The 14,524-nt window shown below is 36.3% G+C and carries 13 protein-coding genes; all 13 read right to left on the bottom strand.

Annotated elements, in window-relative coordinates; all coding sequences use genetic code 11:
* Positions 1 to 28: 28 nt before the first annotated feature.
* On the bottom strand, positions 29 to 598 hold the full coding sequence (locus C245_RS0118825; protein WP_017498166.1) for a hypothetical protein: 570 nt from the start codon (positions 596 to 598) through the stop codon (positions 29 to 31).
* Entirely contained in the window at positions 585 to 1,079 is a 495-nt protein-coding gene (locus C245_RS0118820; RefSeq protein ID WP_017498165.1) for an RNA polymerase sigma factor, read from the bottom strand. The genes C245_RS0118825 and C245_RS0118820 overlap by 14 nt, the downstream gene beginning before the upstream one ends.
* A gap of 1 nt (position 1,080) precedes the next feature.
* The gene (locus tag C245_RS0118815; RefSeq protein ID WP_017498164.1) at positions 1,081 to 1,917 is read right to left on the bottom strand and encodes an alpha/beta fold hydrolase; all 837 of its coding nucleotides are present in this window, start codon (positions 1,915 to 1,917) and stop codon (positions 1,081 to 1,083) included.
* A gap of 156 nt (positions 1,918 to 2,073) precedes the next feature.
* Positions 2,074 to 3,504: an AcvB/VirJ family lysyl-phosphatidylglycerol hydrolase gene (locus tag C245_RS0118810; protein WP_017498163.1), complete on the bottom strand. Its 1,431-nt coding sequence runs from the start codon at positions 3,502 to 3,504 to the stop codon at positions 2,074 to 2,076.
* Between the two features lie 28 nt (positions 3,505 to 3,532).
* The gene (locus C245_RS0118805; RefSeq protein WP_017498162.1) at positions 3,533 to 4,195 is read right to left on the bottom strand and encodes a DUF998 domain-containing protein; all 663 of its coding nucleotides are present in this window, start codon (positions 4,193 to 4,195) and stop codon (positions 3,533 to 3,535) included.
* Positions 4,196 to 4,203: 8 nt separating this feature from the next.
* Positions 4,204 to 6,831, bottom strand: a complete 2,628-nt coding sequence (mprF, locus tag C245_RS0118800; protein ID WP_017498161.1) for a bifunctional lysylphosphatidylglycerol flippase/synthetase MprF — start codon at positions 6,829 to 6,831, stop codon at positions 4,204 to 4,206.
* A gap of 273 nt (positions 6,832 to 7,104) precedes the next feature.
* Positions 7,105 to 7,326, bottom strand: coding sequence for a hypothetical protein (locus C245_RS0118795; RefSeq protein WP_017498160.1), 222 nt, complete (start codon positions 7,324 to 7,326; stop codon positions 7,105 to 7,107).
* A gap of 99 nt (positions 7,327 to 7,425) precedes the next feature.
* Complete coding sequence (locus tag C245_RS0118790) at positions 7,426 to 9,228, bottom strand: cbb3-type cytochrome c oxidase subunit I (RefSeq protein WP_017498159.1); 1,803 nt, start codon at positions 9,226 to 9,228, stop codon at positions 7,426 to 7,428.
* A 31-nt stretch (positions 9,229 to 9,259) separates the two neighbouring features.
* Complete coding sequence (locus C245_RS0118785; protein ID WP_017498158.1) at positions 9,260 to 10,456, bottom strand: cytochrome c oxidase subunit II; 1,197 nt, start codon at positions 10,454 to 10,456, stop codon at positions 9,260 to 9,262.
* Positions 10,457 to 10,475: 19 nt separating this feature from the next.
* Positions 10,476 to 11,996: a hypothetical protein gene (locus C245_RS0118780; protein WP_026110156.1), complete on the bottom strand. Its 1,521-nt coding sequence runs from the start codon at positions 11,994 to 11,996 to the stop codon at positions 10,476 to 10,478.
* Positions 11,997 to 12,023: 27 nt separating this feature from the next.
* Positions 12,024 to 12,569, bottom strand: coding sequence for a cytochrome c (locus C245_RS0118775; RefSeq protein ID WP_026110155.1), 546 nt, complete (start codon positions 12,567 to 12,569; stop codon positions 12,024 to 12,026).
* An 8-nt stretch (positions 12,570 to 12,577) separates the two neighbouring features.
* On the bottom strand, positions 12,578 to 13,102 hold the full coding sequence (locus C245_RS0118770) for a DUF3341 domain-containing protein (protein WP_017498155.1): 525 nt from the start codon (positions 13,100 to 13,102) through the stop codon (positions 12,578 to 12,580).
* A complete protein-coding gene (gene nrfD, locus C245_RS0118765; RefSeq protein ID WP_017498154.1) occupies positions 13,095 to 14,498 on the bottom strand; it encodes an NrfD/PsrC family molybdoenzyme membrane anchor subunit in 1,404 nt (467 codons plus the stop codon). Before nrfD ends, C245_RS0118770 begins: the two co-directional genes overlap by 8 nt.
* Positions 14,499 to 14,524: the final 26 nt, after the last annotated feature.

Genomic DNA, 14,524 nt, shown 5'->3' with positions numbered 1-14,524 from the left:
ATCCGCCATTTGAATTCCGATACTCTTTTTAGGAAATGTTCTTTAAGAAGTCTAAGAGCTTTACTTCCCTCTTAATGATTCTTACCAGCATTACTCCAAAAAACAGTAAAAAACCAAATCCGCTAACAAGGATATAGAGATAAAACCCTTTGGAGAAATTTTCTTTAAAAACGGGCAAAAGCAAGGTAAATCCGGCAATATAAGTCAGGTAAATTATGGGCGTAAAAATGTAATGTATTTTTTTTCTCCATTGATAAAACCGGTGAGCCTGCTTGCTGTATTCGATTAAAGGAACGTCTGTTTTTAAATTCTCAAATTTTCTTGCGCTCCTCCACTCCAGAGCGATACGAACCACTAGCATGGTAATCATAATTCCCAATCCGAAACTGAATACCGTTTGTTTGTAGGCTCCCACCCAAATGTAATAGGCGATGAGTATGATTGCCGTCAGACTCAGAATTATTCTGGTCCAAAGATGATTGCGTTTTATTTTTTTAGTATGGGCTTCTGCCTTTTCAATAACATCGTTGGCGGCTGGTTTTATATTGGATGCTGCTTGCTGATCCCAAATGTTTTGTAAATCTTCAAATGTTTTCATTTTGTACACATTGCGTTAAACTTTTTTTAATTCGATGAATTCTAACCCGAAGTGTTTCTTCAGTGATTCCGATTACTTCTGATATCTCGCGATATTCAATACCATCTAAGATCATCAGAATGATCATTTTATTGGTTTCTTCGAGCTTTTGTATGCACTGATACATTTGCTGAAGCTGTTCTTCTTTTTCATCAGAATAGGTTTCCGAAGCAACCTTAGGCAGTATATCAGTTCTGATTTCTTTTCTCACAGATGATTTTCGCAAATAAAGAAGACAGGTATTAACTGTGATCCTGTAAATCCAGGTACTGATGCTTGATTCATTCCGAAAGGTATCTAAATGCTCCCAAACCTTGATGAAAACTTCCTGAGCTGCATCAGAAGCTAATGCAATATCTCCACAAAAATAACCTTTGCACAAACGAAACACTTTGTTATAATGTTTGTTATAGATCTCGTTAAATTGTTCTTTTTTATTCACCTTAACGTATTTCTGATTTTACTTTTTCCATGAACCACTCCGGTTGATCGTACATTACAAAATGTGCCGAATTTGCTGCATAATAAATTTTAACCGACGGCAGATTTTCATATTGCGCTTTATAAGTATTTTGTACGGTAGCAAGATCGGGATTTGTCGCCGCTAAAATTATTACCGGGATTTTAATTTTGGCAATTTCTTTACGCAAATCTAAATTAAGCATATCGATATAACCGTACACATAGGTTTTCCTGTCGGCCACACTCATCCATTCGTTGATTGTTTTTTGCTTTTCTTTGTTGAGACACATATAAGACGTTGCCTGAGAATTCATCGCATTGAAAGCTTTTTGATCCATTCCCAGCATCATTTTGCTTTGCGGATTGTCATAAGGAATGACTTCTCCTTTGTAGTTCGGAATCATTAAAGCTGCACTTGCAGGTAAAGCGTCCACAAGGATTACTTTTTTGAACAAATTCGTTTCTTCGGCTGCCAGCCACAAACTTAGAGTTCCTCCTAAACTATGACCCATTAATGTGGCTTTCTTTAGCTTTTTGGTCTTTACATAAGAGACAACCTGGTTTTTTATTGTGGACAACCAAGGACATTCAATTGGAGGAACATTTCCGAATCCTGCAAAAGTAAAAATGTGGCATTCGTAATTTTTAGAAAGTTCGGCTACAGTTTCGTTCCATACTTCTCCTGTACAGCCAAAACCCGGAAATAATAAAACAGGTGCTCCTTTTCCTTTTACGTCGACCTTAAAAGCGGTTTGCGAAAAAACAGATTTTGAAATAAGAAGCATTAATGCGATCAGTAAAATTGATTTAGTTTTCATAATGTTATTTTTTAAAGTTTCTCTTTTGATGCAGTGCTATACTATTTGTTACCTCAAAAAATACTTTTTTTTAAAATAAATTAGAATCCCATAATCTGCGGTACTTCACGCATACTTTTGTTACGCAAAAAAAACGGAACAATGCAGCTACTTTAGTTATTTAACCTCTTTCAGAATACTCTCTGCTATTTTATTATAATCATTGTTGTAGTGATGTGACCCGGGCAAAGCAATAGTTTTGATTCCGGCTTCTGAGAAACGATTGCGGGTTGCGGCGTCTTCTTCATCTCCAAAAAAACAAATTGGATTGTAGGACTTGATTTTTTTTATTTCGGAAATCACATCAAAAGTGTCCTTCGAACTTTCCATACTCAGCATGTCTGCAATATGAATTTCAAAATCAGCTTTTACATCCGGAGACAACAAATACAATCCTTTTAATTTTTCTTTCAGGGATTCCGGAAAATTACCCGCTACAAACGGAATTACAGAAGCACCAAATGAATAACCGGCAAGTAGGAATGTTTTTCGATTCCATTGCTGTAAATAATGTTCAACTGCTTTAGCAATTGCATTCGAAGTCTCGACAGGAGTTTTTGCATTCCAAAAATATTTCTGGGAATCCAATCCTATTACGGCAATTCCTTTCTCTGCCAAAGTTTCCCCGACAGATTGATCAAAACTTGTCCATCCTCCATCACCTGAAATTAAAAAAGCGACAGGCAAAGATTCCTCTTTACTTTTTGTCGGAATTAAGATTAAAGGCATTTCAAAAGGCAAAGGTGCAAGGTGCTGTTCTTTCAGCAAAAGGTTTTGTTCTGATTTCTGTTGACTATAATTCGGGGTGTTCAAGATCTCCCTGAAGGCAGCTGTAAATTGTGGCAGCCAGTTTTTAGTAACCGAAAAACCATGTCCCACTTTGGGCAGTGTGATTAGTTTTCCCTGCTTCATGCCTTCCATGTATTTTTTGGTGTCGGCATAATTACAAACCTGATCGGTGATTCCTTGCAAGACGATAAAAGGAGCCGATAATTTTTCGGTTTTTTCCAGAAAATAAGCTTTCCCTTCTTTCAAAACATGTGAAGTTAATCCGGAACCATCACATAAAGTCCTGTCCGTTTCTATATCGGGACAAAACCCTAAAGCAATGGCTCCGCCAAAAGTATTCGCGGGAGCCTGAGCCAGCATACCGTAGATCAGGGTTGCTCCCGAAGAATATCCGGCCAATATTGGCTTTAGATATTGCTTCATCTTTATCTTTTTTTGCAACATCAGACTAAGCTCTTCAAAGTCTCCGGCAGGATAATAACATTTGGATTTTTCTTTTTTGATTTCCTTAAAATAATGCTGAATATCAATCCCCGCAACCACAGCTCCCTGGTCAACAATGTTTTTAGCCATATCGACAACACCGCTGTTCCATCCGCCATCACCTGACACAAACAAAACAACCGCTGTTGGTGCTATTTTAGGCTTGTATATCATGATTTTTCCAAATGCTCCAACCCTTAAAGTATCTGTTGTTACGGCATAAACATTAGTCCCAAAAATAAAAACCGACAGAAGAAGTGTTACGACTTTATTCATCTTGATTGTTTTTTAACATTACGAAATCTTAAATTATAGTTTTCCTATTATACATTATGACTGAAATTGCAATAAAATAAACATACAGATTCAGCAGAAAAAGCCTTTGCCATAATCCTTTGCATGAAGCAATTAAATCACCTGCCTCAGAAGGTAAACGAATCCCAAAGCACAACAGAGTAATACCGCCAATGATAAAAATGATCCATGAAAAACAGTAAAACCCGGGATTGTCTTCTTTTGAAATCACGCTACACATTACTAAAGGCAACAATACTGCAGCAATAATTCCGACACCTCCTGCAATATCATGTAAAAGAAATGAGAAAGTCCTTTTACCGTTTATGATATCCGCTTTAAACAAACCGGAGCCTATCCCTTCTCCAAATCCATACATCATAATCAACAAAGAAGCAAGTTTTACAAATCGCCTGTCTTTATCAAAGGCTTTTCTGAAAAGGATTCCAAAAAAAATAAATACGATTCCAATTAAAATCCACCAGGCAGAAATTAATTTGGATACCGGACTAATAGTTGCTCCCAAAGAACTAATGGTGTTCTGCAGCTGACTATACCCCTGATAATACTTTCCTAAGACAAACAGCACTATAAAATCAGAAATACAGGTAATTATACAGATCACTGCTGCCACTCTAACCCAATTTAATGGTACTGTTTTCCCGGCCTTCATCTTCTTAATTATGATTTTACGACTTTATTCAAAACTAAGGGGACCTGTAGCAAATCATAATCATGCGTATACACTAAGTATTTATTGTACCAAACCGGAGAAAATTTTTCTTTAAAATCACGCAATCCTTTATAATGTGAAAAATACTTAATCCTTTCATAAGCAAACTTCATTGACTTTTCCGGAAAGGTGTCCGGGTCTTCAATTCCACTCATAGCAGCTAATCCTAAATTGACTGACGTACAGCCCTGAGTTTTCAAATAAGTAAAAAGTTCCAAAAGGATAAAATCGATGATCCCATTTGGTGCATCATTGGTTTTCCGAATCAAATCGTATGTTCCTTCTCCTTTAGCATAATCCGGAATCACATTTAAAAAAGCCACGATTTTCTCTTCAGCATTTTCAACTGTTATGATGGTTTGCTGTTTGAGTTCTTCCCAATCAAATTTACCTTGTGAAAAAACGATTTCAGTTCTTCCGGTACCTGCAAGCCATTCATCACTTACCGCTTTAACTTTTTGCAGTAATCCATCCTTAACCGGTGCCGTATGAATGGTAGTCTTAAAACCCTTTTCTTTGACTTTGCTTATCGCATTACGCAATGATTTTTTGGCACCTCCTTCCATCGTAAATACCGATAAATCCACAACAGCTTCCTGTCCTATAAACAGATTCTTTTTGTGTAATGAGGCAAAGAGTGCTAAATTTTCTTCAGGAACACGATAATAAATACTTCGCAAGCCATTCTCATAACAATACTCGTCAAACTCGACAATGCACTGTTTAAATTCATCCTCCGACGCTGCTACGGGGTTTTCTAAAACCACCGCAAAACTATCCGCTACACGATAAGCTAAAAAAGACTTTTTACTTTTCGCTATAAAAATATTTTTATCGTCATACGTTTTAAAATAGTCTAAAGCAGAAGTTCCATACTGAGTCAGAAGATCTTTAGCAGATAAAAAATCATCTTCTATTGCTTCTTTTTTTATGGTGTAGGGACGGATTAAGGCAAAGATCAAAAAGCCTATGGATAAAAAACCACTAATGTTGATGGAAAGTAAAAAGCGCCTAGCAAATCTGTCAAGAGGAACCAAATCAGAGCTCCCCACCAAAAAGTAATTCTGAAAGCCATATCTAATAGATTGCTGCCAATGAAAATCGATGCCAAAATGTTTCTTATCCAAAAAGTAGAATCCCAGAATGCTGTATATTAAAACAGCTGCCATAGTGATTAAAACTGTTTTTAATCCGATACTCTGCAGGTGCGCATTGCTCTTGATATAATATTCTTTTCTGGTAATAATCAAACTGATAAAAACAATCAGAGCGATTACTGCTTCTTCATAATCAATAGCCTTTGTGAGGTGTCCAATCACAGAAATACCACTTAAGAAAATGGCGGACCACCACGCATTTCGCAAACCTTTGAGCATAAATGTCGCATTTACCAACATGAATAAACCTGCGGTTATCACAAAATCATTTGATGCTTTAATAGCCGAGACGGGAATGATGTTTCTCAGAATGTGCAATCGTTCTGAAATCGCCGGGGTTAATACGGACACTATGTTTATTAATCCCAAAACAAAAAGTAAAAACGAAGGCACCACCCGCATCAATAAGGTATTCGCATTAAACAAAAAGAGGAATGCCCCTGCAACTAATGGAATCCAAAATTCGAAGAAACGATACAAAAAAGTGATAGCTATAGCACTAACATTATCAAACCCGAATTGTATTAATATAAAACTCATTGAGATTTCTATAGCCCCTAACCCTCTCAAAAAAGGAGAAACGATTAAAAAAATAACCGAAACAATGTACCCTATTACAGCCGCAGGCAACGACGGTTCAAATCCCAAAGCAATCATCGCAATATACAAATGAGCTATTCCAGCAAACTCGATGAGTACAGAATAAAAAACAACCTGCAAAAATTTCTTTTTTAAAATTCTGTTTTGCTGCAAATCATCCAAGAAGACAACTGCTGAAGGAAGAAGTTTTATAATGAGACGGTACAGAGACCCTTTTTTTAATATCGAATCATAAATCAGAAAAACAAACAAAGCTAAGATCACAACCGCTCCCAAGGCATATCCTTCACCAGATCCCGCAGTTCCCTCAAATAAAGAGTAAATTAACGCCGGTATTGCTACAATAATAACCGAGAGTATCCCGACAAAACCATAAACTACAGAAGCAAAATGAATTTGAGTTTGTTTTACACCGCTCTTTTCGATGGATTTTGTAAAAAAAGCTAAAGAAGAAATTCCACCCGCTGGTAAAAAAACGCTTACAAAATTTCGTTTGAGAAATAAAACAATGGCCTGTTTAAAAGATATACCGCTTTGAACAGCTTTAAAAGAGGCAAAATACATTAACGCCTGAAGTGTTACATATAAGAAAGCAAGAGCTATTCCGCACGAAACCCAAAAAAAGCTAGCATTGGTAATTACAGTATTAACTTCTACTAATTCCGAACGTTCGTGTTTGATAAACCAGATTCCGATTCCAATAAAAAAAATAGTAAATACAAACTGCCTGATAATTTTATCATTCTCACGTAAATAAGAGACTCCCTTTCTGTCTTTAAAAAAACTAAAAATTGTATTGGAAATCACTTGTGTCTTCATATTATCAGCGAATAATTTACTTATGAAAAATGAAACCTGTTTCTATATAAATATACAATAATTATCTATTTGTCAATTATTTAGTTGGCTATTTTTCTCACTTTTACAAACCATATTAAACTAAGGGTAATTATGACTACAGCCAATTAACTTTTCGGATCAAGAACAAAAGTTGGGGAGAAAAAGGATGAAAGCCTAAAAACTACGAGCATAGTGCGAAGCCCTATAAATTTGATTAAGGTGTAGAATTACCCTGAAAGGGCAAAAGCAATTTTAAACTCCAACAAATCCCATTAAAAAAAATAACATTCTTAAAGAATCTCGCACAAGATATGCCGGGTGCTTTTCTTTGCGATCACGCTTTTGCCCTTTCAGGGCATAACCCATAATTGCCATCATCATTCCTAGTGCTGCGTACGATGCTTTTGCCATAGCTCCTTCAAAGCAAATCCAAATTTCAATAGTACTCCTGTCACAATTGAAATTTGGATTCAAATCTTTTCCTACGCAAATGAAATAATCGATTCACATTCTAAACGCGCGGTTTATAAAAACAAAAAAGACTGTCTTTACAGACAGTCTTTTAAAGTATTTTTAGTGGTGTAAAACTTCTTCACCTTCTTTCATCGGTACATTTTGCGGTACAAAATCTACATCGTGATTCGGGTTACTGTAGTCATACGGCCAACGGTATACGTGAGGAATTTCACCTGGCCAGTTACCGTGGATATGTTCTACAGGAGTAGTCCACTCTAATGTTGTTGATTTCCATGGATTCTGAACCGCTTTCTTACCATAGAAAATACTAACGAAGAAGTTGTATAAGAATACTAATTGGAACGCACCTCCTACAAGAGCGAATGTTGTAATTAAAACATTCACATTTTGTAAATCATCAAATAATGGGAAGTTTGTGTTTGTATAATAACGTCTTGGTAAACCAGCTAATCCGATAAAGTGCATTGGGAAGAATACTCCATAAGCACAAACTGCTGTTACCCAAAAGTGAATGTAACCTAAGTTTTTATTTAACATTCTTCCGTACATTTTAGGGAACCAGTGGTAAATACCAGCAAACATTCCGTAAAGTGCAGAGATACCCATTACTAAGTGAAAGTGAGCAATTACGAAGTAAGTATCGTGAACGTTAATATCCAAAGTACTGTCTCCTAAAATGATTCCTGTTAAACCTCCAGTGATGAAAGTAGAAACCATTCCGATAGAGAATAACATTGCAGGATTGAATTGTAAGTTACCTTTCCATAAAGTTGTGATCCAGTTGAACGCTTTTACAGCAGATGGAATTGCAATCAATAAAGTTGTGAAAGTAAATACAGATCCTAAGAAAGGATTCATACCTGAAATAAACATATGGTGACCCCAAACAATTGTAGATAAGAATGCAATTGCAAGAACTGACATAATCATCGCTCTGTAACCAAAGATTGGTTTACGAGAGTTTGTAGCCATAATTTCAGACACAAGTCCCATCGCTGGTAAGATTACGATGTAAACCTCAGGGTGTCCTAAAAACCAGAATAAGTGTTCGAACAATACAGGAGAACCACCTTGGTAGTGTAAAACCTCTCCGGCAATATAGATATCAGATAAGAAGAATGAAGTACCAAAACTTCTGTCAAAGATCAATAATAAAGCAGCTGACAATAATACAGGGAACGAAATAACACCAATGATAGCTGTTACGAAAAATGTCCAGATTGTCAATGGAAGTCTTGTCATAGACATTCCTTTTGTTCTAAGGTTGATAACCGTTACAATGTAGTTCAAAGATCCCATTAAAGAAGATGCGATAAAGATCGCCATTGAAACTAACCATAAAGTCATACCTGTTCCAGAACCAGGGATTGCTTGTGGTAAAGCACTTAATGGTGGGTAAATTGTCCAACCTGCAGATGCTGGTCCAGCTTCAACAAATAAGGAACATAACATCACTACAGCAGATAAGAAGAACAACCAGTATGAAATCATATTCATAAATCCGGAAGCCATATCTCGCGCTCCAATTTGAAGTGGAATCAATAAGTTACTAAAGGTTCCGCTCAAACCGGCCGTCAGTACAAAGAATACCATGATGGTACCGTGAATGGTAACCAAAGCCAGATAAATATCATTTGCCATTACACCATCAGGTGCAAATTTATCTCCTAATAAAACATTAAAAATTTTAAAAGACTCTTCTGGCCAAGCCAATTGCATTCTGAAAAGCAACGACATTGCAATACCAATTACTCCCATTACAATACCTGTAAGTAAGTATTGCTTAGCAATCATTTTGTGATCAATACTAAAGATATATTTAGTAATGAACGTGTCTTTATGATGATGTTCGTGCTCGTGATCGTGTCCGTGATCGTGACCGTGCGCTTCTGCTGACATATATGTGTACTTTAAATTTTCTTAATAAATATTATCTCATAGCCACTTTAGCTACAACTGCCTTAACTGTATCGATAACTGCTTTCACAGTATCTTTAGCAGTGCTATCTGTGCTCGCTTTTGCTTCTTCACCAGCCTTCTTTTCAGCATCTGCAGCAGCGGCAGCTTTAATATCCTGAGCTAATGTAGTTTTTTCGCTTAACCATTTTTTATAATCTTCCGGAGTGTCAACAACTACTTTCATTTGCATGTTGTAGTGAGAAGCTCCACAAATTTTATTACATAATAATAAATAGTCAAATGTATAAGGATCTAAAGCTGTTCCACCTTTAGCCACTAACTCAACGCTTTTTTCAGCTCTAAGTTTGTTGATGTGTGCAACTTTCTCCACCATAAACGGTAACTCTCTGTATTCAGAAGTTGTGTAAGTTGGAATAAAAGCAAATTCAGTAACCATTCCAGGAACGCAGTTCATCTGTGCTCTAAAGTGAGGCATGTAAGCTGAGTGTAATACGTCTTGAGAACGCATTTTGAAATGTACTTTTTTACCTTTTGGAATATGCAATTCACTAACTACGATATCATCCTGAGCATTAGGATCAGACATGTCTACTCCTAAAGTATTTACACCTTCAATTAAACGAACGTTTGCTTTTCCTAAAACATTGTCCTGACCCGCATATCTTGCTGTCCATTTAAATTGTTGAGCGTATAATTCAATTTCTATTACGTCTTCGTCTTTATCAACAAACATAATGTTGTTCCAAGCGTACAATCCGTAAAGGATTAAACAAGCTAAAACTACAGATGGAATAATACTCCAAATTGCTTCTAATTTATTACTATCAGCAAAGAATAAAGCTTTTTTATCTTTATGTCCTCTGTTTTTAAAAGAGAACCAGTATAATAATCCTTGTGTAATAACCTGAACTGTGAATATTAATACCCATGTAATGTTCATTAAGTTATCTACTAAAAGCCCGTGCTCTGAAGCCGGTGTATGAAGTGCTAAATTACCCCATTTCAATAAACCGTAAATCGTAAAGATATAAATGAAAGCTAAGAAGCCAAACATGATATACCCCTGAACATTATTATCATTATCGGATGCCACTTGCGAATCGTCCGAAGAAGCGGATCCCACTTGCGTAAGATCGAATATCTTGGTCAATTGCCACAATGCAACTGCTAATAAAACTAAAACTATAATTACCAACAAACTTGTCATCTGTTTACTTCTTTAAATATTAATAATGAAAATGTTTACTTTCTTCAATGAAAGGATTTCTTTTTGCTAACAAAGGAGCTTTAGTTAATGCAGTAAATACAACAAAAATAAATAAACCTAAGAAGAAAAGAATAGATGCAATTTCAGAAACTCCAATAAACCATTTATCTCCAACTGTAGCAGGCATAATCATATTAAAGAAATCAACATAGTGTCCTAACAAGATCACTACACCAGCCATTACAATAACCCAGTTAAGACGTTTGAAGTCTGTATTGATCAATATTAATAATGGGAACAAAAAGTTCATAACTACAGCTCCAAAAAATGGCAAGTTGTATAATTGAATTCTAGTTACGAAATAAGTAACCTCTTCCGGAATGTTTGCGTACCAGATCAACATGAATTGTGAGAACCATAAGTATGTCCAGAATACACTGATACCAAACATAAATTTAGCTAAATCGTGAATGTGACTTGTATTTACATATTCTAAATATCCTTTAGATTTTAAGTAAATAGTAACCAATGCTATTGTAGTAATACCGCTTACAAAGAAAGAAGCAAAAACATACCACGCAAATAAAGTACTGAACCAGTGTGGGTCAAATGACATAATCCAATCCCACGCCATGATAGACTCAGAAACAATAAAGAATACTAAGAATCCCGCAGAGATTTTGAAGTTCTTTTTGTAGTAAAGATCATCATTAGCTTCGTCTTGAGCTAAACAATTCTTTCTGGAATAGTGACGGTAAATGTTCCATCCTAATAAAAAGATTGCTGCTCTAACGATCCAGAAAGGAAAGTTTAAATAACCTGATTTTCCAGCAATGATTGCATCGTAGTTTGCATGTTTTGGATCTGTAACTCCTTCTCCTAACCATACAAATATGTGATTAAAATGCAATCCGCAAAGTACCAGAATAATAAAGAATATTACAGAACCAGCTGGTAAGTAAGCTGTGATTCCCTGCATTACTCTGAATAAAACCGGAGACCATCCTGCCTGAGCCACTTGTTGAATAGCATAAAAAGCTAATACTCCCATAGAAAGCAACAAGAAGAAAATAGAGGCAACATATAATGCTGACCAAGGCTTGTTTTGCAATTGGTGTAATACGTGTTCTAAATGTTTTTCATGTTCACCTGCGGCATCAACTTTCGCATGCTCACCACCTTCGTGTGAATCATGTGAAACTTTTGCAGCTTCATGAGAAACTGCTGGAGTTTCTGCGTGCGCTGCACCTTTAAGTGAATCATGTGAAGCTTCTGCTGTATCATGAGAAGCTGCCGGAGCTTCTGCATGTGCAGCACCTTCATGTGAAGCTTCTGTAGCTTCATGACCTGCAGTTTCATGAGAAGCCTCTGCAGCTTCACCATGTGCAGCTCCATGAGAACCATGAGCATCTGCAGCTAGTATTTTTTCAACTTCTTGAATATCTTTAGGTGCATTTAAAAAACCATACCCAATCCCTAATAGGCCAAGAACCATTAGGACGATAGAAAAAGTTTTTAATTTACTTGAAAATGTATACATATCTATTACGATCAGTTTGTTCAACAATTATAATTGGCTTTTTAGTTTTAGAACATAGTCAGCAACTAACCAACGTTCGTGGGCACTTAATTGATTTGCATGTGAACCCATTGCATTTAAACCATAAGTCTCAACGTGAAAGATACTTCCTTCAGTGATAACTCTGTCTTTATAGCTAGGTACTCCAAGAAATTTTTCTCTTTCAACCAATTTACCTTTACCGTTTCCAGTTGCACCATGGCAGCTGATACAGTAAATTTCGAAAAGTTCTTTTCCTTTTTCAGAACTTTTTTCAGCTTCAGTCAAAGGTGATTTTAAATTTGCTTTCGCTAATTCATAACCAGCAGTTGAATTCTCATACTCATAAGGTTCAAAACCTCTATTGATAGTTCCTTCTACAGGAAGCTGTCCTTCTTTTCCTCCTTTAAATATTTTTGCTTCTGTATATGGCTCGTAAGCAACAGATTCATACATATTTGGGAAATACTGATAGTTTGGTGCCGAATTATTGTGGCAAGATGAAACTAAAATAGTTATACCAACTAAAAGTGTTATTTTATATATCCTTTTCATAGCTACAATTAATTCTTTTCGATTACTTTAACTTCAACAGCTCCTGTTCCTTCGAAAAAAGAAACTAATTCTGCTTCGTTATCATTTACAGCAACTTCCATTAAGAAATGGTCGTCTGTTGTTCTTACATCAGGATTTTCAGCTTGTTTGAATGGCCACAATCTACTTCTCATGTAAAAAGTGATCACCATTAAGTGGGCAGCAAAAAATACAGTCATCTCAAACATAATTGGCACAAAAGAAGGCATATTCTGAATGAAACTAAAACTTGGTTTTCCACCAATATCCTGAGGCCAGTCATGAATCATGATATAACTCATCATGAATGTTGCAACAGAAATACCAACACATCCGTATAAAAATGCACAAATTGCTAATCTTGTTGGTGCTAAGCCCATAGCTTTATCCAATCCGTGAACTGGGAATGGAGTAAAAACCTCTTCAATATGATGATGAGCAGCTCTGGTTTTCTTTACTGCATCCATCAAAATATCATCGTCATTATAAATGGCGTATATTACTTTATTACTCATGGTGTGAATCTTTATTTGCTGCTCTTTCTCTAATATAATTATCTCCTGTTCCTTTCAAAATTGTTTTCACCTCCGCCTGAGCAATTACAGGGAATGTTCTGGAGTATAATAAAAACAATACGAAGAAGAAACCAATTGTTCCGATGAAAATTCCAATATCAACGAATGTTGGTGAGAACATTGTCCAAGAAGATGGAAGGTAATCTCTATGTAAAGAAGTAACAATAATTACGAATCTTTCAAACCACATTCCGATGTTTACTACAATCGAAATAATGAAGGAGAACATGATACTTGTTCTTAGTTTTTTGAACCACATGAACTGTGGAGAGAAAACGTTACAAGTCATCATCGACCAATATGCCCACCAGTAAGGTCCGGTAGCTCTGTTTAAGAACGCATATTGCTCATACTCTACACCTGAATACCAAGCTACGAATAACTCCGTGATGTAAGCAACACCAACGATAGAACCCGTGATCATGATAATGATGTTCATCAACTCGATATGTTGTAGTGTAATGTAAGCTTCAAGGTTAGAAACTTTTCTCATAACGATCAACAAGGTGTTAACCATTGCAAATCCAGAGAATACCGCTCCTGCAACGAAGTAAGGAGGGAAAATCGTGGTATGCCATCCTGGTATTACAGAAGTAGCAAAGTCCATCGATACAATGGTGTGTACAGAAAGTACAAGTGGAGTAGCTAAACCTGCAAGTACTAAAGATACTTCTTCAAAACGCTGCCAGTCTTTTGCTCTACCGCTCCATCCAAAACTTAGGATAGAATATACTCTTTTATTGAAAGGTGTTATTGCTCTATCACGTAGCATTGCAAAGTCAGGCAATAAACCAGTCCACCAGAAAACTAATGATACCGAAAGATACGTTGAAATTGCAAATACGTCCCAAAGTAATGGCGAGTTAAAGTTTACCCATAAAGATCCAAATTGATTTGGAATAGGTAAAACCCAGTAAGCCAACCATGGACGACCCATGTGAATAATTGGAAATAAACCTGCCTGAACTACTGAGAAGATAGTCATCGCTTCAGCAGAACGGTTAATAGCCATTCTCCAACGTTGACGGAAAAGTAATAATACCGCAGAAATTAATGTTCCGGCGTGACCAATACCAACCCACCAAACGAAGTTCGTGATATCCCAAGCCCAACCAACTGTTTTATTTAATCCCCATGTTCCGATACCTGTAGATACAGTGTAAATTATACAACCTAATCCCCAAAGGAAGGCTATTAATGCGATTGAAAATACAATCCACCATTGTTTGTTTGCAGGCCCCTCAACAGGTGCAGCTACATCTACTGTTACATCGTGATAAGATTTATCACCTATAACTAAAGGTTTTCTAATGGGTGCTTCGTAGTGAGACGACATAATCCTTTATATTGTTTCTAATTAAT

The sequence above is a fragment of the Flavobacterium sp. WG21 genome, assembly GCF_000335775.1.
Classification (GTDB): Bacteria; Bacteroidota; Bacteroidia; order Flavobacteriales; family Flavobacteriaceae; genus Flavobacterium; species Flavobacterium tructae.
Note: the sequence above shows the minus strand (reverse complement) of the source record. Positions and strands in the feature narration are given on the sequence as shown.

Bases quoted from the DNA above. Each gene is read 5' to 3' on its own strand.
- C245_RS0118775 (WP_026110155.1), bottom strand. From the start codon at position 12,569: ATGAAAAGGATATATAAAATAACACTTTTAGTTGGTATAACTATTTTA.
- C245_RS0118825 (WP_017498166.1), bottom strand. From the start codon at position 598: ATGAAAACATTTGAAGATTTACAAAACATTTGGGATCAGCAAGCAGCA.
- mprF (WP_017498161.1), bottom strand. From the start codon at position 6,831: ATGAAGACACAAGTGATTTCCAATACAATTTTTAGTTTTTTTAAAGAC.
- C245_RS0118790 (WP_017498159.1), bottom strand. From the start codon at position 9,228: ATGTCAGCAGAAGCGCACGGTCACGATCACGGACACGATCACGAGCAC.
- C245_RS0118810 (WP_017498163.1), bottom strand. From the start codon at position 3,504: ATGAATAAAGTCGTAACACTTCTTCTGTCGGTTTTTATTTTTGGGACT.
- C245_RS0118770 (WP_017498155.1), bottom strand. From the start codon at position 13,102: ATGAGTAATAAAGTAATATACGCCATTTATAATGACGATGATATTTTG.
- C245_RS0118815 (WP_017498164.1), bottom strand. From the start codon at position 1,917: ATGAAAACTAAATCAATTTTACTGATCGCATTAATGCTTCTTATTTCA.
- C245_RS0118785 (WP_017498158.1), bottom strand. From the start codon at position 10,456: ATGACAAGTTTGTTGGTAATTATAGTTTTAGTTTTATTAGCAGTTGCA.
- nrfD (WP_017498154.1), bottom strand. From the start codon at position 14,498: ATGTCGTCTCACTACGAAGCACCCATTAGAAAACCTTTAGTTATAGGT.
- C245_RS0118805 (WP_017498162.1), bottom strand. From the start codon at position 4,195: ATGAAGGCCGGGAAAACAGTACCATTAAATTGGGTTAGAGTGGCAGCA.
- C245_RS0118780 (WP_026110156.1), bottom strand. From the start codon at position 11,996: ATGTATACATTTTCAAGTAAATTAAAAACTTTTTCTATCGTCCTAATG.